At 51.2% G+C, this 18,673-nt stretch carries 20 protein-coding genes; 8 read left to right on the forward strand and 12 right to left on the reverse strand.

Annotation, left to right across the window (positions count from 1 at the left end; translation table 11 throughout):
* Positions 1–709: 709 nt before the first annotated feature.
* Complete coding sequence (locus SIB79_RS07885) at positions 710–1,141, forward strand: hypothetical protein (RefSeq protein WP_413681037.1); 432 nt, start codon at positions 710–712, stop codon at positions 1,139–1,141.
* Between the two features lie 969 nt (positions 1,142–2,110).
* Here the strand turns inward: SIB79_RS07885 and SIB79_RS07890 are convergent.
* From SIB79_RS07890 to hisF, 3 genes are all read right to left on the reverse strand, one after another.
* Positions 2,111–2,461 (reverse strand): hypothetical protein, encoded by a 351-nt coding sequence (locus tag SIB79_RS07890; protein ID WP_063403513.1) that lies wholly within the window; start codon positions 2,459–2,461, stop codon positions 2,111–2,113.
* Between the two features lie 78 nt (positions 2,462–2,539).
* Positions 2,540–3,241, reverse strand: a complete 702-nt coding sequence (gene ubiE, locus SIB79_RS07895) for a bifunctional demethylmenaquinone methyltransferase/2-methoxy-6-polyprenyl-1,4-benzoquinol methylase UbiE (protein ID WP_063403421.1) — start codon at positions 3,239–3,241, stop codon at positions 2,540–2,542.
* Positions 3,242–3,387: 146 nt separating this feature from the next.
* Positions 3,388–4,158, reverse strand: coding sequence for an imidazole glycerol phosphate synthase subunit HisF (hisF, locus tag SIB79_RS07900; RefSeq protein ID WP_063403422.1), 771 nt, complete (start codon positions 4,156–4,158; stop codon positions 3,388–3,390).
* Positions 4,159–4,214: 56 nt separating this feature from the next.
* Here hisF and SIB79_RS07905 point away from each other — a divergent pair, with 56 nt between their 5' ends.
* Genes SIB79_RS07905 through SIB79_RS07915 form a run of 3 tightly spaced genes read left to right on the forward strand, consistent with a single transcriptional unit; the run spans position 4,215 to position 7,370 of the window.
* Positions 4,215–4,433 (forward strand): DUF2862 domain-containing protein, encoded by a 219-nt coding sequence (locus tag SIB79_RS07905; RefSeq protein WP_041374878.1) that lies wholly within the window; start codon positions 4,215–4,217, stop codon positions 4,431–4,433.
* Positions 4,434–4,443: 10 nt separating this feature from the next.
* Positions 4,444–5,397, forward strand: a complete 954-nt coding sequence (gene chlG / locus SIB79_RS07910) for a chlorophyll synthase ChlG (protein ID WP_063403423.1) — start codon at positions 4,444–4,446, stop codon at positions 5,395–5,397.
* Positions 5,394–7,370 (forward strand): transglycosylase domain-containing protein, encoded by a 1,977-nt coding sequence (locus SIB79_RS07915; protein WP_063403424.1) that lies wholly within the window; start codon positions 5,394–5,396, stop codon positions 7,368–7,370. Before chlG ends, SIB79_RS07915 begins: the two co-directional genes overlap by 4 nt.
* Before the next feature lie 6 nt (positions 7,371–7,376).
* Here the strand turns inward: SIB79_RS07915 and SIB79_RS07920 are convergent, their stop codons facing one another.
* Complete coding sequence (locus SIB79_RS07920) at positions 7,377–8,732, reverse strand: 16S rRNA (cytosine(967)-C(5))-methyltransferase (RefSeq protein WP_063403425.1); 1,356 nt, start codon at positions 8,730–8,732, stop codon at positions 7,377–7,379.
* Positions 8,732–9,133 (reverse strand): MGMT family protein, encoded by a 402-nt coding sequence (locus SIB79_RS07925; RefSeq protein WP_063403426.1) that lies wholly within the window; start codon positions 9,131–9,133, stop codon positions 8,732–8,734. The genes SIB79_RS07920 and SIB79_RS07925 overlap by 1 nt, the downstream gene beginning before the upstream one ends.
* Between SIB79_RS07925 and trmH the strand changes: the two genes are divergently transcribed.
* Positions 9,132–9,821 carry a tRNA (guanosine(18)-2'-O)-methyltransferase TrmH gene (gene trmH, locus SIB79_RS07930; RefSeq protein WP_063403427.1) on the forward strand — a complete coding sequence of 230 codons (690 nt, stop codon included), beginning with the start codon at positions 9,132–9,134 and terminating at the stop codon, positions 9,819–9,821. The genes SIB79_RS07925 and trmH overlap by 2 nt on opposite strands.
* Positions 9,822–9,872: 51 nt before the next feature.
* Here the strand turns inward: trmH and SIB79_RS07935 are convergent, their stop codons facing one another.
* The 7 genes from SIB79_RS07935 to SIB79_RS07965 form a co-directional block, all read right to left on the reverse strand.
* Positions 9,873–10,097 carry a hypothetical protein gene (locus SIB79_RS07935; protein WP_063403428.1) on the reverse strand — a complete coding sequence of 75 codons (225 nt, stop codon included), beginning with the start codon at positions 10,095–10,097 and terminating at the stop codon, positions 9,873–9,875.
* 63 nt (positions 10,098–10,160) lie between these two features.
* Positions 10,161–10,976 carry an ABC transporter permease gene (locus SIB79_RS07940; RefSeq protein ID WP_063403429.1) on the reverse strand — a complete coding sequence of 272 codons (816 nt, stop codon included), beginning with the start codon at positions 10,974–10,976 and terminating at the stop codon, positions 10,161–10,163.
* Positions 10,977–11,067: 91 nt separating this feature from the next.
* Positions 11,068–12,540: a sensor histidine kinase gene (locus SIB79_RS07945; RefSeq protein WP_063403514.1), complete on the reverse strand. Its 1,473-nt coding sequence runs from the start codon at positions 12,538–12,540 to the stop codon at positions 11,068–11,070.
* 495 nt (positions 12,541–13,035) lie between these two features.
* Positions 13,036–13,587, reverse strand: a complete 552-nt coding sequence (locus SIB79_RS07950; RefSeq protein ID WP_063403515.1) for a hypothetical protein — start codon at positions 13,585–13,587, stop codon at positions 13,036–13,038.
* A 39-nt stretch (positions 13,588–13,626) separates the two neighbouring features.
* Positions 13,627–14,169, reverse strand: coding sequence for a GspH/FimT family protein (locus SIB79_RS07955; protein ID WP_063403430.1), 543 nt, complete (start codon positions 14,167–14,169; stop codon positions 13,627–13,629).
* Complete coding sequence (locus SIB79_RS07960; RefSeq protein ID WP_063403431.1) at positions 14,166–14,600, reverse strand: hypothetical protein; 435 nt, start codon at positions 14,598–14,600, stop codon at positions 14,166–14,168. Before SIB79_RS07960 ends, SIB79_RS07955 begins: the two co-directional genes overlap by 4 nt.
* On the reverse strand, positions 14,597–15,094 hold the full coding sequence (locus tag SIB79_RS07965; protein ID WP_081215642.1) for a hypothetical protein: 498 nt from the start codon (positions 15,092–15,094) through the stop codon (positions 14,597–14,599). The genes SIB79_RS07960 and SIB79_RS07965 overlap by 4 nt, the downstream gene beginning before the upstream one ends.
* Positions 15,095–15,464: 370 nt before the next feature.
* On the opposite strand from SIB79_RS07965, the gene SIB79_RS07970 reads away from it, so the two are divergent.
* The 3 genes from SIB79_RS07970 (at position 15,465) to SIB79_RS07980 (ending at position 18,635) form a co-directional block, all read left to right on the forward strand.
* The gene (locus SIB79_RS07970; protein WP_063403432.1) at positions 15,465–15,929 is read left to right on the forward strand and encodes a pilin; all 465 of its coding nucleotides are present in this window, start codon (positions 15,465–15,467) and stop codon (positions 15,927–15,929) included.
* Positions 15,930–16,017: 88 nt separating this feature from the next.
* Positions 16,018–16,728, forward strand: coding sequence for a pilin (locus tag SIB79_RS07975; protein WP_155724615.1), 711 nt, complete (start codon positions 16,018–16,020; stop codon positions 16,726–16,728).
* A gap of 155 nt (positions 16,729–16,883) precedes the next feature.
* Positions 16,884–18,635: a hypothetical protein gene (locus tag SIB79_RS07980; RefSeq protein WP_236072592.1), complete on the forward strand. Its 1,752-nt coding sequence runs from the start codon at positions 16,884–16,886 to the stop codon at positions 18,633–18,635.
* Positions 18,636–18,673: the final 38 nt, after the last annotated feature.

Consider the following 18,673-nt stretch of genomic DNA (forward strand, 5'->3'; position numbering starts at 1 on the left):
ATTCTGGTTGTCTTAAGGAGATCATCGACAAGTAAAGTCTGCCAATTCATTGACATGAATGCGTCAATGGCATGACATAATTCCCAAAAGCAACAGTCAAAGCATTGAAGCAAGTAATCCCCTTACTCCCCTTATTGATATGGACAGTACTTGTCCCATCCAAGGCAAATGAGTTCAAGTGCCCAGGAGACAACAACTATGAGCTTAGCTATTGTGCCTCCCAAGCCCTTAAACGATCAAAGTGCCGTTTAGACTCTCAACTAAAAGCTTCGACCTTTGAGGCCTGGAAGAGTGCGATCGGAGAGGTTTGCGCCGAAGCATATGCTCCATACAGCCAAGGTACGATCTATACGTTAATGCTCATGAGATGTAATGAGAACTTAAACCAAACTCTTCTTGAAGAAATGAAGGAACTCGGTGAACGTCAATAGAGAAAAGAAAAGCATAAGATTTTGCAGGGTATCTATCACCCGCTTTGATGTAGGCTATAAAGCACTATTCAAGAGTATTAGGGAGGGAGGGGGAAGACTATGAGCTTCCTAAATCCGTTAGCTAGCTTCTAACATAAATGATAAGTTCAAAAACCATTTGATAATTCTATTGACAAGGACTTGATAGGGTTGCAATGATTTCTCTACTCATCACACCAGCTTTTGGTGATCAGCTCTAGTGCTACGAGTAGGATGATTGATGGAATTTGATGATCCTCATGCCAAAACCAATAGAGTTCAAAGAATTCTACGAGCTTCTCAAGGCAGCAAAGAATGGTAACAAAAAGGAGAGGGAGAAATTAGGGTGGATCTTGGCAGAATATGAACATGCAGAAGGCTCTGAAAGTGCTTACGATGAATTAGGGCAGGTTTTTTGCCATATAGGGGTGATGGGTCTATATGACTACGCTGGTAGTGATGATATTCAATTTATTAGTCGCTTAGAAAAATCTGTATGGGATTACCTAGAAATCAGAATGGGAATGAGCTTAACTCAACATATGGTAGAAACAATGATAGAACATGCTAAACAACATGAATTATCAACAAAAATGTGTGAAAAATGGGATATATCTAGAGAAGAGCTAGCAGAGAACATCGAGGATTTAGCAGTTTATGTTACCGAGGGCATCATAGAAGTTATCGACTAGGGTATGTTATTGATATCATTGAAATCCTTTCTCTTCATTATTCGATCAGCTCATAAGTGCAACAGAGCCCTTTATTCTGAACAAGAGTTAATATCTAAACAACTAAAGATCTCTTCTCAACATTGACCATACTTTGGAATGGTTGATCCTTTATTTATCACTCAGCGCTCCCAAAAGTCATCGCATATTTTGACAATTAAATGATGAAGGTAATAATCTTAGGGCCATGGAGATTAATTTGGCCTATGCCGCCAACACATTCAAGCTCAGAGCATAACTTAAACACCTTTCTGGCAAGGTGTTCTGCTTCAAGAATGAGCTGAGGCTATTTTTAGCACAATTCATTCACTATAATAAGGTTTTTTATTTCTAATGAAAAGCCAATAAAATAAATTTGTTGCTATTCACAAGCATTCTGTTCAAACCAACACCAATTGACGCGAATCAAGATGAATGACGCAGCAAGGTCACTCCAGGAGATTGTTTTACCATCACATGCACCAATTAATTTGCCCTACTAAATGGCTAAATCCTGCAAGCAGAAGTGATTGCTATCTTTCATGATGGTTATTTTTAGTGATTTCAAATGATCTTGTAGATATCACAGGCGTGGAAATGGAAGTCTTGTTATCTTTACTGCAATCAGCCTATTCATGCCAGATTAAAGTTTGCTTCTGCTCCTCGAAACAGGAAGATTTCGCTAATTAAGTTTGGACGCTTACTTTGGGGAAGCGGCAATTTTAAGTTGCGAAGATATTCCGATTTTTTAACCTGGCAGAGGTTTTCTTCTCCTGTCTTCGCCTGATTTAAGAATGTAAAGCACCTGAGAGTGAAAGCTGATTTGAAACGAGGCAAAAAGCCTGATCTCTCTGACAACAAGTCAACTACTAGTTAAGCCAAATAGCAGACATGCTCATGCTCAGAAGAGGCACTTCCCTCATCAAGGCCTTCCTTGATGGCGTGAATAACTCAACTGCTAAGAGCAAAACAGCGATCGAGGTGTGCAACAGCACCATCACGGTTCGAGTGACTGCCGTTCAGACCCATCATTCCCAGCCAAAACCTGTCATCACCCTGAAACACCAGCACAGGCTTGGCTCCCCCACCATCATGGTCATCAAGGAGTGCCATGCACAACCGTTCAACCACAATCTGACCATTGGGGCGTGCCCGCACCATGCGCAACAAAGAATCCACCTGCGAAAAGGGCACAAAGGTGGCCTGCTGAGAATCAGTCACCAAGATCAAGCCATCAAGCCACTGCACCTCCAAAAGCAAGTCCTTAATTGAGGAGAGAAGAGAAGGGAGAGGGAAGGCCACAGCGAACTGCGTCTTAATATTTTCTTCATAAGTCATCGACCCGTCTTTTCGCAAGAGTCTTTTTGCTCGATCAGCGCCTCAAGCGGTAAGCAGCAAGGCACCCATCTGTCCCGCAGCCAGAGGTCGATGGCTCGCTGCGGCAAATCCCGCGTCCCGAGCCAGTCGCTCCTGAGCCTCTCCCTTTGGGAACTGCTGCAAACTGGCCTCCAAATAAGCGTAATGCTCGCGCAGACCCACCTGGGCAGCCACCGGCACCACCAACCTTCGCAGATAAAACCGCTGAAAACGTGCTGCCAAGGAACCCTCGCCCATGCGATTGAAATCAAGGACGCCTGCCCGAGCACCAGGCCGCAAAAGGCGTCGAAGCTCTATTAACCCAGCGCCTGGATCCGCCAAATTGCGCAGGCCGTAAGCCATCACAGCACCGTCAAAACGATTGGAAGGCAAGCCAGTATCCAGAGCATCTCCCTGCAACCAGGAGAGGGGCAACCAGGGCTCAACCGCGGCGCGCCGCCTTGCCACGGCTAGAGGCGCCGCAGCCGCATCTAGCCCCAACACAGACCCTCCAGGTCGCAACCTGCGGGCCAATGCCAGTGCCAGATCACCAGTCCCGCAGCAAAGGTCAAGCCAATGTTCTCCTGGAAGCGGAGACAACCAGGCCAACAACTGGCGTTTCCAGATGCGGTGCAAGCCAAGACTCAACAAGTCGTTAAGCCGGTCGTAATTAGGAGCGACCGCATCAAACAACTGCTCCACCGCCTGGGGGTCACCAGGCCTCATCAGAAGATCCCATCCAGGGGCCTGAACACTGCTTGGAGCAACTGCTGCGCCCAAGGGTGATCGATGAGCAACACATCCAAAAGCACTCTTGCAAACAGAACTTCTGCCAAATTTAGGAGTGTGTTGCTGAACACAAAGACAAAGCCTCAGGCCTCAAGAGGCCGAATCGACAAACCTCGCATCAGCAGATCAGTCTTAATTTGTTCCACACTCAGCACGCCATCGTGAAGCAGAGAGGCCAACAATGCAGCTGAGGCCTGGCCAACCGTGAAGGCTTCTGCGATGTGATCCAGGCAACCTGCACCTCCCGAAGCGATCACAGGCACCGGCACCGCTTCCACGACTGCTCGCGTGAGCTCCAAGTCATAACCAGCCTGAGTTCCATCTCCATCCATTGAAGTCAAAAGGATTTCACCAGCACCAAGTTCCGCTGCCTGCCGAGCCCAGCTCACAACATCCAAACCGGTGTTTTGGCGGCCACCCTTAACAAAAACATCCCAGCCCGAGCCCTCAGGACGACGTCGAGCATCGATGGCCACCACAATGCACTGACAGCCAAAACGGTCGGCTCCCTGCGCTACGAGATCTGGATCCCGCACCGCAGAGGAATTAAGACTCACCTTGTCGGCTCCGGCCCGAAGCAACTCTGTGATGCCATCCAAAGAGCTGATACCCCCTCCAACTGTGAATGGAATGGTCACGGCCTCAGCAGTACGTCGAACTAACGCCACCAGCGTGGCCCGACCTTCATGGCTGGCGGCGATATCAAGAAACACCAACTCATCAGCTCCAGCCTGGCTATATCGGCAGGCAAGCTCCACGGGATCACCAGCATCACGAAGGCCCACAAAGTTCACGCCCTTCACAACGCGACCATCAGCCACGTCAAGGCAAGGAATCAAACGAAGCGCGACCATTGGGATAAAGCAGTGACGACTGTTAAGGTTGCGCCACCTTCTAAGCCTTGCAGGCCATGTCCCAGGCTGCCACTTCCTACAGAATCGGCTCCAAGGTCCGAGTCTCTCGCGTTCGTGATCGCATTCCAGCCAAACTGGTAGAACTGCTCAAGAAATCTGACGTTGGCAGGGTCACCGGCTACAAAATGACTGACGGCATGGGCATTGGCTTGGTCGTAGAACTTAGCGATGGCACTGTCAGCTGGTTCTTTGACGACGAAGTTACCTCCGCCTGAGACGCCTGCCGTGAGCGACGCTCGCCAACTCCTTGGCATCAAAGGTGCCACTGGCACAACCAACATCTGGAAGCTGCGTCTGCAGCTCATGAAGCCTGTCACATGGATCCCACTGCTCTGGGGTGTGATTTGTGGAGCCGCCGCCAGTGGTCAATACCAATGGCGCCTACCAGATGTGCTTGCAGCCGCGGCCTGCATGGTCATGAGTGGCCCGCTTCTAACCGGTTACACCCAAACCATCAACGACTACTACGATCGCGAGATCGACGCAATCAATGAGCCCTATAGGCCGATTCCCTCCGGGGCCATCCCGCTGACACAAGTCAAGCTTCAGATCTGGATGCTGCTTCTCGGTGGTCTTGCAGTTGCCTATGGCTTAGATCGTTGGGCTGAACACACCACTCCCGTTGTGCTGTTTCTTGCCCTAGGCGGGTCATTTGTGAGCTTCATTTATTCAGCCCCACCTCTCAAGCTGAAACAGAACGGTTGGATAGGAAACTACGCGCTTGGAGCCAGCTACATCGCCCTGCCATGGTGGGCTGGTCAGGCGCTGTTCGGACAACTGACTTGGACTACAGCACTACTGACACTTGCCTATAGCTTGGCTGGTCTTGGTATTGCCGTCATCAACGATTTCAAGAGTGTAGAGGGAGATCGAGCCCTCGGTCTTCAATCCCTGCCAGTTGTCTTTGGAATCAAAAAGGCCAGCTGGATCAGTGCAGGAATGATCGACATCTTCCAACTCGCGATGGTTGTTGTTCTGATCGCCATTGGTCAGCATTTTGCCTCAGTCGTTTTGATCTTATTGATCATTCCCCAGATCACATTCCAAGACATCTGGTTACTGCGTGATCCCCTGGCCTTTGATGTGAGATATCAGACCAGCGCTCAACCGTTTCTAATCCTTGGCATGCTGGTTACGGCTCTAGCCATAGGCCATAGCCCTTTAACACAGGGGATGTGACTCGCAAGCGCCGTCACTGGATTGTTATTTCAGTTAGTGCTGTCGCCATCGGGTGTGTCGCAGCCTTGGCTGAAAGGACTCTCACTCATGCCTTGGATTCGGTTCTTCCCGATGCCCGGCGGATTGCCAACTTCAACCGGCCAGGCACCATCACGCTGCTCTCCACTGATGGGCAGGTGATCCAAAAGCTTGGTCCCGCGACCCGCGAGAAGGTTGAGCAAGACAAGATGCCTCTGCTTGTGGAGCAAGCCTTCGTAGCGGCAGAAGACCGCCGCTTTTACTACCACAATGGCTTGGATATCTGGGGTATCAGCCGAGCCCTGGTGACAAACCTCCGCCAGGGTTCCGTGAGGGAAGGTGCCAGCACCATCACTCAGCAACTTGCTCGAACCGTATTCCTGAGTCAGGAACGAACCCTGCCGCGCAAACTCAAAGAAGCTGCTCTGGCCTACAAGCTGGAGCGACAGCTCAGCAAACAGCAAATCCTTGAGCAGTATCTGAATTACGTCTACTTGGGCTCAGGTGCTTACGGCGTAGCCGATGCAGCCTGGGTGTACTTCTCTAAATCCCCCAATCAACTCACACTGCCGGAAGCCGCTCTAATCGCTGGCATGCCCCCTGCTCCCTCAGTGTATTCACCACTGGTCAACCAGAAAATCGCCCTAGAACGCCGCGCAATTGTCCTTAAACGAATGCAGCAGGCAGGATTTATCTCTGCCAGAGAAGCCGATGCAGCTCGCAACAGCCCCCTCAATCTCAAGCCAGCGATCCCGAAGTACTTCAACAGCAGCGCACCATTTTTCACCAGCTGGGTAGCCCAGCAACTCCCCACTCTGCTCACCCCAGAGCAACTAGAAGTGGGTGGACTCAAGATTCACACCAGCCTCAATCTGGCTTGGCAAAAGCAAGCCCAAGAGGTGATCCGCAAATACGCCCCCGGGAACACAGAGGGTTCCATGGTGTCTATCGAACCAAGCACCGGTGAAGTGCGGGTGATGGTAGGAGGCAAAAACTTCAATACCAGCCAATTCAATCGAGCAACACAGGCTCTGCGTTCACCTGGCTCCACCTTCAAGCTTTTTCCCTATGCAGCAGCCATCAACGCCGGCATTAAGCCAGAGGACAAGGTTGTGGACGCGAAACGCTGCTGGAGAGGATATTGCCCAAAGAACTTCGGCAACAAATACCTGGGATCAGTGGCACTCGCTGATGCCCTGAGATACTCCCTAAACACTGTTGCAGTCCAACTACTAGACAAGGTGGGCTTTGATGCCGTGATCAGCATGGCCAATAATCTTGGCATCGGCACCACTCGCCCATTGGGCAAGTACTATCCGCTCGCTATTGGGGCCTACGAGCAAACAGTGCTCGACATGACGGCAGCCTATGCCGCAGTAGCCAACCGGGGTATTTACATGAAGCCCACGCCATTTGAAGAGATCCGAGGCCCAGACGACGAGGTGATCTGGAACCACAAGTTCGAAGGCTACAAAGGTCGACGAGCCCTCGATAGCGACGTAGCAGACACCATGAACTGGATGCTCCAGCGCGTTGTCAGCGGTGGCACTGGAGCTGCGGCATCCCTCGGTGACCGGCCGGTGGCGGGCAAAACCGGCACATCGGAAGGTGCCCGTGACCTCTGGTTCATTGGCTCAATACCACAACTAACAACCGCCGTATGGTTTGGCTACGACAACAACCGAAAGACATCTGGCGGCAGTGGTGATGCTGCATGGGCCTGGAAGCAGTTCATGACCAAGATCCAAGACAATTTTGAGGTACAACCCTTCCCACCAAAACCAGTGATGAACCGCACCTTTAGGCCACCAAGCAAAACGAGGAGCAAACCAAAGAACGGCAGCGAGGATGCTGCCAAAGACCAAGATCAAAACCAGGGACCTCCACCCAGATACATCGCACCGCCAGGGGGACCGCCGCTCAATGAAAACTTCGAGCCAATGCCTATTCCGTGATCAGGCTCAGCTGAGATCCAACACGGCTGAATAAAAACCATCACCACCATGCTCAGGATCAGGCCATAGTTGCTGTTCCTGAGACAAGCTCAATTCAGGATGCCGACCAAGGAAGGCCTCGATCTGATCAAAGTTCTCGGCCGGATGGATGGTGCAAGTGGCATAAACCAACCGGCCTCCAGAGCTAAGCAGAGGCAGAAGGCCTTCAAGCAGCTTGGACTGCAAGATCACCAGCCCCTCAATCTGCAACGGAGTGACTCGCCAACGGGCGTCCGCATGACGGGCCAAGGTACCTAAACCAGAACATGGCGCATCCACAAGAATGCTCTGGAAAGATCCTCGCCAGCTTGGCTTCACCGCCAACAGATTCGTAGCATCTGCGACTAGAGCATGGAGGCAGTCACCCCCCAAGCGAGCAGCATTATCCGCCAAGCGCTTGAGTCGACCAGCGGAACGATCCACAGCCCACACCTCTCCCGAACCACCCATCAGCTCAACAAGATGAGTGGCCTTACCCCCTGGTGCTGCGCAGGCATCAAGAATCCGATCCCCAGGCTGCGGCTCCAATAGCGGTGCGACCAACTGTGCAGAGCGATCCTGCACACACCAATGTCCTTGCTGATAGCAAGGCCACTGGCTTAGGTCACCAGCACTACCAGTCACCATCAAACCATCAGGGCAGCTCTCGATCGGAGTGCTCTCCACTCCAATAGCCTCAAGCGCCAGCCTTACGTTCTCACGGCTTGTACGACGTCGATTGATGCGCAGATCAAGTGTTGGTACCTGGTTGCTGGCACGAGCAAACAGCTCAGCTCCCACCTCGCCTCGCCAAACAAGTAACTGCTCCACCAACCACAACGGTAGAGATTCCGCCTGCGCCAACCGAGCGGCAGAGTCCTCCGGCTCGAGGAGTACCTCACCGGCATCGCGTGCACGCAATGCCGCCCGCAAAATGCCATTCACCACCGGAGCCAATCGGGCAAGCTTGCCGGTCTTAGCAAGTTCAACGCTGGTGTTCACTGCCGCTGCCGCTGGAATCCGCTGCATACGCAGAATCTGATAGAGCCCCAAATGCAGCAACCAGCGCAGCACTGGTGGCTGTTTGCAAGCAGGCACCTTGCCAAGACGATCCAACCAAGCATCGAGCCATTGCCGCTGACGGATTGCGCCATAAGCCAATTCCATCACCAGGCCACGGTCGGCACCGCTCATGGGGTTCTGACGCAGAGCTCGTTCGAGAGCGACATCTGCATAGGCCCCTGCCGCCACTGCCTGTAACAGCTCCCATGCCACCCGCCGCGGCAGCAGTCCCGGTACAGGTACAGATCCATCAGCGGCAGCAACGGAAGAAGAAGACAACATCAATGGTTGTCCTGGGCTGAGATGAACCTTCCAGAGCTAACGCCTTCCTGAGCCATTCCCAACAACAGGCCCTCATCACTCAACTGCGGCCGCCAAAGATGCCGTCGTAAGGGCAAATGACCCTCGGCATCCACAAGGATTCCTTCAGCGATCAACATCTGCCGCTGCATCCAGTCAGATCCTTCGCGGCTCAAACTCATCGAAATCATCCCTTTCGCATTCACCACTCGATGCCAAGGGACCTTGGATGGCAAAGGTAATCGACGCATAGCCCAACCCACCTGACGGGCACATCCATAGGCACCGATCATCTCGGCAATCTGACCATAGGTCGCTAACTGGCCGAAAGGGATGAGGGACACGGCATCCCATACCCTCAAGTCAAAAGACGCTTGGCCCATGCCTCTGCTGCCTCGCCGATTTGATCGTCTCAAGGCTGTTCTGGATTGCCGAATGGCAGATCTGACAGTTCTGCTTGAGCACGTAGAAAAGCCCCACAACCTCTCAGCCATTCTGCGCAGCTGCGATGCGGTGGGTGTCCTGGAAGCCCATGCAGTGAACTATTCAGGACGCCTGCCCACTTTCAACAGTACCGCTCAGGGAAGCCAAAAGTGGATACCGCTCAAAGAGCACAGCAGCATCGAAGTTGCCGTCAAGGCCATCAAGGACAGTGGCTTTCGCCTTTATGGAACCCATCTAGGTGGAAACGCACGCGACTACCGAGACTGCGACTTCTGCGAACCTACAGCCTTCGTCCTGGGAGCTGAGAAATGGGGCCTTAGTGAGCTGGCGAAGCCATTGATGGATGAAGGGATCTTCATCCCTATGTGCGGCATGGTGCAGTCGTTGAATGTTTCGGTAGCAGCAGCAACCTTGCTATTTGAGGCCCTACGTCAACGACGGCTGGCTGGTATCGCACCTCAAGCCGGTGAAGGCCTAGAACCAGCGCTTTATCAACAGCGCCTATTTGAGTGGGCCTATCCAGAAGTTGCAGCATGGTGCCAGCAGGAAGGCAGGTCATATCCTGCCCTTAACGATCAAGGCGAAATCCAAGGAAGCCTCCCCCGCAACGTGAGATTGCGCTGTTAAGCAACCAGCTAACACTCAAAATGGCATCTGCACATCTTTGCTTGCATGCGATCAATTGATCCCAAGTTGGTTTTGACGTGCCGCGGGAAGACGCAAGCCAATCAGCAAGACAATGCTTTCCAGCAAAATGTTTTGGCCTATAAACAGCACAACCATGGCCAAGCCGATCGCTAGCATCTGCTGAAGCAGACCGATCACATCATCAGGATTTCGGCGCCCGGAGACCCAAAGGAAGATCATCAGCGCCAGCAAGATCAATGTGATCCACCAGGGCATGGCTTAAAGCAAAGACTTCCCTCAGTGTGCCCCTCCAAAGGATGCAATGGGAGTGATCTGAAATCAGGCAGTCGACTCATCGAGACCACTCACCCATGCCTCCAGCCCCTCACCAAGGAATGAGAGTCCCAGCACCAATACGAACATGGCCAAGCCTGGATAGAGAGCAGTCCACCAAATCCCAGTTGGCACTGCTGCCAGAGCCATATTCAGATCACTCCCCCATTCAGGCACAGTTTCCGGCAATCCCAGGCCGAGAAAACCAAGGCCACCAAGCACCAAAACAGCATCAGCAGCATTCATGGTCAGCAGAACTGGCACGGATGTGATCACATTGCGAAGCAGGTATTTGCGCAAGATCCAAATGGGGCCAGCACCGAGGGAACGGGCAGCCTCCACAAACAGTTCTGCTTTCACCTGGGCTGTTTGGTTACGAACCACGCGGAAGTACTGGGGCACATAAACAACACAAAGGGCTGCGGCCGCATTGGGAATACCCCGTCCAAGCAAAAAAGCCAAGACCACAGAAAGCAAGAGCACCGGCAATGTGTAAAGGGTGTCCATCACCAACACCAACATGCGATCCAAAGCACCTCCGAGGTAGCCACTCATCATCCCTAGGGGCACCCCCACGAACACAGCCAAGGTCACCGCAAGAAGAACCACCTGCAAAGCCACGCCGCTGCCCTCCATGGTGCGAACACATACGTCCCGTCCGAGACGATCAGTTCCGCACCAATGCCCCCATGAAGGAGGCGCATAAATGGGATTATCAAGACCAGCGTTGGCCTCAGGCAAAACACCCACCATCACCAGCAAGGGGGTGATTAAGGCCACCAACAGATAGATGGCAACAATCACCATCCCCCAGCGCGCCATGCGAGTCGACAAGGTCACTCGTGACAGACGCAAAGACGAAAGGTCAACGCTCACTGCTGAGGAAGGAGACAGAACAGTCTCTGCATTGTTGCTAGGGCGGCTGACAACGTTGCAACTCAATCACAAAGATCGCTCCACCATCAGCAGCATTCTCAACCCAAACGCGCCCTCCCATCCGCTTCACCAACGAGCGCACAAGGGCTAGACCAACGCCACTGCCAGGTTGTTGTGCCGTGTTGCTGCCACGCTGAAACTGCTCAAAAATCAACTCCTTGTCAGCCTCTGGCACACCAGGGCCATGATCTCGAACTTGCAATCTCACATACTCATGCGTGCTAATGCAGCTCAATTCAACTCTCTTATCTTCTGGGCTGTACTTGAAAGCATTCTCAATCAAATTGCTAAGGCACTGCACGACCCTATCGTGATCACCAAGAGCCCAGATCTGATCAAAACCGTATGAACTCGATTCGATTTTCAAGCGAGTCTCATGATCACCTTGGTTTAGTAAAAGCACCTGCTCTAACGTCTCAAATGCGGAGAAAGGCTCTGAAGTCATCACCAGAGTGTCAGATTCCTCACGCGCAATATCTAATAGATCAGTGATTAACCTTCCGAGACGACGAGTCTCATCATCAATAATCGTCAATTGATGCCGCTGATCTTCACTAAGGTTTCCTGATCGGCGCAAAACCCTGGAGGTATAGCCAATAATCAAAGTAATCGGTGTGCGCAGCTCATGGCTGAGAGCATTGGCAAACTTCCTCTGACGATTCCACGATTCAGCCAAATGATCTAAAAGCGCATTAAACGAACCGGCAAGAGGCTTAAGTTCCAAAGGTTCATATTTCGGATCACAGCGATGATCGTCGAGAGATCCAGACGAGACTGATTCGATCACGCCGCCAAAGCGCTGCAAAGGCTCCAAACCTCGTCGAATGCCTGTACGCGTGAGGAATAAGGTCACCATCGAAGCAAGTAAAGCAGCTAGAATAAGAATGATGGTTAGAATATTTTGCTGGCGAATCTGACGACTAACATCCTGCACCAGATAAATATTCCAAGTATTTCCATGCAGCTCAATGTCATCTTTAATGATTGAATAATAAGCTGAATCAATATCAATAAGAACAGGACCATATTTGGCATCGCCTTGATATTTTCGCAAACCATAAGAAGCTAGAACCTTACCAAGATTGATATTTCCTCTCACATCAGGAATCACAAAACCAGCCTCAAACCCCTTGGGGTGCATCGAAATCAAAAGATGAAAAGATGAAAAATCACTCAGCAATCTCTTCAGCAAAAGTGGATCAATACTGTTTTCAGATTTCGATACTGAATCGGCGCGAAGGATCAAATCCTTCGACTTACGAAGGATAGCCTTGGCATCGCCAAGGTCTTCCCGCTGAGCCTGCCTACGCTGTTCAGCCGGGAGCTGCAGGTTAAAGAACAACAACAAGCCATATCCCAACCCCACAGCCATCAAGCTGGTGCGCTCTAGAACGCGGCGAATCGAATAAGGCGGATGCCTAAAATTGATCCAGTCCCCTCTTGCGTTCAATGATTTGCCAAGACGGTTAATGTCCAACCAAGAGCTCCTTGCTTAGCATTACATACTTTCGCCGTTCTCAACGGCTACACCTGTGAGCGGAATCATTAATCCCTGTGATCAAGATCACAATCCCAATGAGGGAAGAGATCTAAGCTAAAAAGATTTGTCAAATTGTTTTTCCTAATAAGTTGATTATTCAACCCTAAATTCCGGTCCCCCTCAATACAACCCTTAAAATGAAGGGTATTGATGGCATCTGCTGTTCTGCTGTCAGAATAAGCACGCGTGGAACTCCATCACAAAACAGTTGCTTACTGACATCCTAAATTCCGCATAAAAAGCATTACGCCAAAGCCATATTGAGAGCAACTTATGCATCATTAGTGTCGAATATTTGCGTCTCAATAGTTTGCACCTGATCCGAATACAGCATCGATACAAGCAAAGTTGACTGAGCCTGACATGCTTTTTGCATACGCCAATCAATCATCAACGTGCAGAGCATCAAGCAGAGGCCACTGAACGGATGCGCTGCATCTTCCCGTCAGGAGCCTGAAACTGCTGCTCCAGTTCAAGGCGCAACACCGGCAGAAGAGGGTCCGGACGTGCCACAAAACCAAGCTCGCCATGACTGAGCGAGGCAGGCAAACCATCGATCAGCACACGGTTCTGGAAGCTGCCTGCGAGGTTAGGCTCGCCGTTGATGTCAAACGCCGGGCCACAGCGCATCAACACCTGGCTGCGCCAGATCGGCGATGGAGCCGAGCCAATCGAGTAGATGATGGCCCTTCGACGGGCTTCGGGATCATCTTTTGCTGTAGCGATTGCCAACACAGGCTGACGACCAGCTAAGGAACAAGGCCAAAGGTTGGAGATTGGCGGATCAACCAGCCAGCCATAGCCGCGCGCCAAGTCAGCCTTGATCAACATCAGGGTGCGTTGCTGAAGACCCCGCTCACGCAGGCGCTGGGCCATTGCCTGACCAAGGGAAAGATCTCGAGTGATCACGCCAAGGGCCATCGCAACAAACACCATCCCCACACTGATCACCAGCATCACCTCCACCAAAGTGAAGCCATAAAACCGTCACTGCCTTTAGAGCGCTTCATCAGGTAAACAACGTGAACTGCTAAGACCAATTGCTGGATCGAGGGGATCGCCGTCATAACGGCCAACACGGCTCACGCCCAAGGGCAGGCTGATCACCAAACAGCGTCGATAAGGGCTGTGAAGGCTGCCCAAAACAACGGTTCCACCATCCAAAGTCAAACCATTCGCCGCAAAGCGCATCAGCTGAGGCAAGTTGCTCTGCCAAGTCAGTGGCACTGCAGCGAATGGTTCCTGCAGGCTCAATCGAGAGGACACACAAGCTGGCAACTCACGAACAAGCGGCTTCTGCCAACCCTCAGCAGCAACACGCAACCCGCAGGGCTGCCGCTGACTTAAAGCAAACAGTCGAGCGCGCTCCAAGCCAAGCTGCAGTCGTCGAGCAGCAACATCCACCTGCAAACGATGGCGGTACTCACCAGTATTCACCAAGCTGAAGCCAGCCAGAACTGCCAGGATCGAGAGAGTCAGCAACAGCTCCAACAAGCTGAATCCCTGTTCAGCAGAGGCTGCATCGGACAAACGGCTCATGGCTGCGCCGTCAGACTGGGCCTGCACCAACCAGTCCCCGCGGGCGTAAGCAACTGGCGACGTCGAAGCGGCTCAACAAGCGACCCCTTAGGCGGATAAGTGTCAATCTCAAGCCAAAGTCCAGCGCCATAAGCCTGCCTTTGCCAATGCCGCTCAAGCCCCTCCGGCAAAGGCAAAGCCATATCTGCTGAACGAGACACGGCGGCAAGATCAAAACGGCAACTGCCGTTAGCAGTAAGCAGCTCAAAACCATGGCCAACAGCTGACAACCAGCGCTGGGAGGCCACCAACTGCAACTCAACAGACTCAAGCTGTTCCTCTTTGTGCCAGCCAACATGAGCAGCCAGGCTGGCCTGCCCCCAAATGTGCAGTCCGCTCGTTGCCGTACCAGCTAACAGCAGAGAAGCCACCATCAGCTCGGTCAAACTCATGGCCTTTCCTGCGCAAGGGTGACCAGAGGTTGCATCGCACCAACCTCACGCACAGCGGGGCCATCAGGGGCTAATGCGAGCAGAAAGGCAGCTCGAGCACCAGCGGCAAGACGCAGCCTCAAGCGACCTGTGTCACCACTGGGAACCCAGTCGATCAAGGACCAAACGTTCTCGCCGATCAAGCCTTGTTGCAGACGGCCGGGATCAGCATCAGCGCATTGAGAGCCCAAATCATTCCAACGACTGGAAGGCCAAGTGAGAAGGCAGGCGTGGGAATCTGTAGCGAGCTGTGCGAAGTGCTGCGCAGCAGAGCGAAGCTGATCGGCGCGCATCCGCTCAGCCATGCTGATGCGCGTGCGACTAAGGCTCAGGAGCGCAAGCGAAAATAGCGAAGTGCTGCCAAGTAAAACCATAAACGCAGCCGCAAGCGCCAGGGGCAACACCAAGCCAGCGGTGGTGCTTTGACAACAGCCCCGCTGGCGATAAGAAGTCATCTCAAAACAACAACTACGACAAGGATTCCCCGCCGGCGCAGGCAAGCAGCAATCGCTAACAATGATGACCTTGATCAGTAAGAAGCCAAGAGATCAGCCCTGCAAAAGCCTGCTCAACAAGGCGTTGAAATCAATCAGCAGCGATAGCAATCGGCAAACAAGCTGCGGATTACTCAAAGCCTGAGGGGCCAGAGGCGAGAGCAGATCAGCTCAGGGGCAAAAGCATGAAAGCAAGCATCTTGGGCCAACAGTTAACGAGCCTCTAAGACAGCTCAAAGAGAACTCTCAGAGAAGCCTTAGACGATCCTTCACCACAAAATCGCCATATCAAGGCAATATGATGGGGCCAATATTGAAATCGCATATCACCATGAGCATCCTCAACCAACAGCTAAAGCTTGCGCTGTTGAGACGCCAGAAGGGAGCAAGCGCTTTACAGCAAGGCTTCACCCTGGTGGAGCTGATGATCGTGATTGTGATCGTTGGCATCCTGAGTGCGGTTGCCCTACCGCAATTCACCGGGATCAAAGAAAAAGCGGAGCTCAACACACAACTCGGCGAAGGAGCTGGGCTTGCCAAAGAATGCGCCGCAGCAATCATTACCGACGGGCCCTATCCAGCTGATTACCCCACAACAACAACAGGCCTAACAATCGCAAATAATTGCAATGGCGGAGATACAACAAAAGCGCCTACGAAAGATGTCACTTACGAAACAGAAGCTGATGCTGTTGGAGGCAGAGCAAAATGCAACGGCACAGCATTAGCGAAAGGCAAAAAATGCACGATCACTGTAGACAAAACCAGCGGTCAAATCACCCAAGCAGCAAGCTGAATCTAACGGCAATAAATACAAGAAGCATTTGTAAATAGGCGATAAACAAAAGTAATTAGACCAATCAATACAGCTATATATTTCGCGAATGTCTAAATCATTAGGAAAGAGACTCCTCCAAAATACTGGCAAAAGCGAACATGTTCACGAGCTAGCCTATAAAAGCTTTTTTGAAATCATCTACTGCATAAAACTCTCAACCACTTCTCAGACCATTCTCAGTATTGACAGAAAGAAGCCTCGTAGAGTAGCGGAGAAAGAGAGAAGAATTCAAGTGAAGCTTCTTCCAGTCCAAGCAAATAACGAAATAACTGGGGGTTTTACGCTTATAGAAGTTCTGCTTACGGTCGTAATAATAGGGATCCTTAGCGCTGTTGCGTTGCCAAATTACTTTAATCAAGTGCAGAGAGCAAAACAAAGTGAGGCTGTAGCTACTCTAGCTCAGATACAAAACACCCTGGCAGCCTATATCGATGAGTTCAACAAAATCCCCACTGGCTGGGTAGAACTGAATGACATCGCAGCGATCATGACAACCAGCGGACCGGCAAGTCTTACCACTTTCGGTTCAATCAATCTGCCTGGAGGCAATTACACTTTAAGCCGCACGGACAATGGAGGTAACACTAACTACTTCGAATTCACGGCAAAGCCAACGAGTGAAAATCCAGAAATGGCCAAGTTCAATGTGATCGCTTGCATTGATCTTGGAACGGGTGCGAGCGATTTAAAACAAGGCAGGAAAGACAGCAAAAATGCGGTTAGCAACGCTGATCTTGTCTGCAGAGGAGATAGCTGATGCTTAAAATTAAAAAAGGATTATTGCATCATTTCCTCTATTTCTCACGTCAGAGAAAAGCCCCAAATGGGGAAGAAGGTTTAGCATTATTGTTAGCATTGCTAACGGGTTTAACCTTACTGACCGGCGCCACCGGATTGCTCATCCGTCAACTGATGGCCAGGAAGCTAGGGGCATCCGAAAGCTATCAACAGATGGCCGAAGCTGCTGCCGTCAATGGCTTTAACCGAATCCTGAGCAAGCTCAACCAAAATGATCCTGAAAACTATAGAGGCTTTCTTTTTACACTCAATAATCAAAAAAATACTAATAATCCCAATAACGGATTCTCCTGGGAACTCATCAATACGACAGAAGCAGAACCTCTTGAAGAGCTATGTACTGTCACCTCAATGGGTTTACCCATTCATCCATCCAGCGAAACAGCCAAATGGCCGACAGGCCACGTGGGTGGAGGAAATACAGAAACAATTATCTCAGTTCCATTTATTGCTGATGAAACGAGAACCCAGCGTCAGGATGGCAAAGGCAGCATCCAAACATTTTACCGCCTACGTGATTACTTAAGCCCAGGAAAGAATGGGCTTGGTGAAGGAGTCTTCCAAATTGAAGGCATCGCCAAAAGAGTCGGTTCCTCAGACGAAGACTATTTAGCTCGAACACTTCTAACACGCTCTTTATACATCAGCTCAAGTGTTGTGAAGCCTGAGGATTGGGGTGTCCTTGCAGCACAACATATTGATCTTGGCCCTACAAGCATCAGCGGCGCAGGCCTAATCATGTGGGACGTGGAATCTCCAAACAGTTTCCAGAAACAAGGTGGATGTGATACCAGCACTCTCAAAGCTGGCATTCAAGGCCAATCAAGCGCTGTGGCAGATCGAATCTGGCCTGTGCTCAACAGAGGGCTACCAAGTACAGCTCTTTACGACAAAAATAAAGTCATCGACACGATGCCTAGCAACTCAGGAGCTACGCGTGTATGGAGTTTTGATGACACAGGCAACAATTCAAATTTTGATTGTGGTACGGATCAAATAGTCTGTACAAGAGCGAACAACAGCAAGACCACATCGGCACCACCAGGAATCCAGATCACAAGCAAAGTCAGCTCTGGTGGTCAAACCTCTCAGCAAGCTTCTAATGGATTCACCTGGGATGCAACCTTGGCATGTATATACAACTGGTGTTATACAGGCAAGCCAACTCTTAGAGATGGCTACAGCTGGTATAGATCTTCAGTTTATTACCAAGGCTGGAAATCTTGGACAACACAAGAGCAGAAAGAGTGGGAGGTAAGGATTAGCAGAGATGATATTTGCTCAAATAAAAATGGGGAATGTCATATCTACGTAGAGCACATCAACCTGAGAAACACGAAAGTATTGATTGAAAATGACAATAGACCGATAGTTTTACACCTTGAATTGCCCATCTCAGGTTCTACCCCGACCAATCTAAGTGGACGCATAGAGCTATCAGATAGCAGCATTCTCTGTGGGGTTAACTCTGGGCAAACGAAGTGCAACAACCGTCCAGAACGCTTTGTGGTTACGGCTTCGACAGGGGATGCACCTAGCGACTGCGATACCAATAGAGTTTTAGATGATCCCTACGTTTTGAGCATTGCCGGCAACAGTTTGCCTGCTGCATGGGTCGCCCTTGGCAAAGGAACGTTCACGCTCAGCAGTGATGCAGAGATGCGTGGTGTGATTTGGGCAAATAGCTTCTGCTCACAAAATCATTCACTCAATCTGATCACCGATCGCGACGATGGCGGCGAAGGATCTGTAACTCAGGCAGCCGAAGAACTCTGGCAGTGGAGCACTGATGGCTTCAAAGGCTATGGCCGCACCATAGCCCGAGGTATTCGAGGCACAGGCCTAGACACGTTTAGGCGATGGTGAAACACACCCAATCTGGTGCGAACCTAAAAAGAGATCGA

The organism is Prochlorococcus sp. MIT 1342 (assembly GCF_047304495.1).
Taxonomy (GTDB): domain Bacteria; phylum Cyanobacteriota; class Cyanobacteriia; order PCC-6307; family Cyanobiaceae; genus Prochlorococcus; species Prochlorococcus marinus_D.

Bases quoted from the DNA above. Each gene is read 5' to 3' on its own strand.
- SIB79_RS07885 (WP_413681037.1), top strand. From the start codon at position 710: ATGCCAAAACCAATAGAGTTCAAAGAATTCTACGAGCTTCTCAAGGCA.
- ubiE (WP_063403421.1), bottom strand. From the start codon at position 3,241: ATGAGGCCTGGTGACCCCCAGGCGGTGGAGCAGTTGTTTGATGCGGTC.
- hisF (WP_063403422.1), bottom strand. From the start codon at position 4,158: ATGGTCGCGCTTCGTTTGATTCCTTGCCTTGACGTGGCTGATGGTCGC.
- SIB79_RS07905 (WP_041374878.1), top strand. From the start codon at position 4,215: ATGTCCCAGGCTGCCACTTCCTACAGAATCGGCTCCAAGGTCCGAGTC.
- SIB79_RS07920 (WP_063403425.1), bottom strand. From the start codon at position 8,732: ATGTTGTCTTCTTCTTCCGTTGCTGCCGCTGATGGATCTGTACCTGTA.
- trmH (WP_063403427.1), top strand. From the start codon at position 9,132: ATGCCTCTGCTGCCTCGCCGATTTGATCGTCTCAAGGCTGTTCTGGAT.
- SIB79_RS07925 (WP_063403426.1), bottom strand. From the start codon at position 9,133: ATGGGCCAAGCGTCTTTTGACTTGAGGGTATGGGATGCCGTGTCCCTC.
- SIB79_RS07935 (WP_063403428.1), bottom strand. From the start codon at position 10,097: ATGCCCTGGTGGATCACATTGATCTTGCTGGCGCTGATGATCTTCCTT.
- SIB79_RS07940 (WP_063403429.1), bottom strand. From the start codon at position 10,976: ATGGCGCGCTGGGGGATGGTGATTGTTGCCATCTATCTGTTGGTGGCC.
- SIB79_RS07950 (WP_063403515.1), bottom strand. From the start codon at position 13,587: ATGCTGGTGATCAGTGTGGGGATGGTGTTTGTTGCGATGGCCCTTGGC.
- SIB79_RS07955 (WP_063403430.1), bottom strand. From the start codon at position 14,169: ATGAGCCGTTTGTCCGATGCAGCCTCTGCTGAACAGGGATTCAGCTTG.
- SIB79_RS07960 (WP_063403431.1), bottom strand. From the start codon at position 14,600: ATGAGTTTGACCGAGCTGATGGTGGCTTCTCTGCTGTTAGCTGGTACG.
- SIB79_RS07965 (WP_081215642.1), bottom strand. From the start codon at position 15,094: ATGACTTCTTATCGCCAGCGGGGCTGTTGTCAAAGCACCACCGCTGGC.
- SIB79_RS07970 (WP_063403432.1), top strand. From the start codon at position 15,465: ATGAGCATCCTCAACCAACAGCTAAAGCTTGCGCTGTTGAGACGCCAG.
- SIB79_RS07975 (WP_155724615.1), top strand. From the start codon at position 16,018: ATGTCTAAATCATTAGGAAAGAGACTCCTCCAAAATACTGGCAAAAGC.
- SIB79_RS07980 (WP_236072592.1), top strand. From the start codon at position 16,884: ATGGCCAGGAAGCTAGGGGCATCCGAAAGCTATCAACAGATGGCCGAA.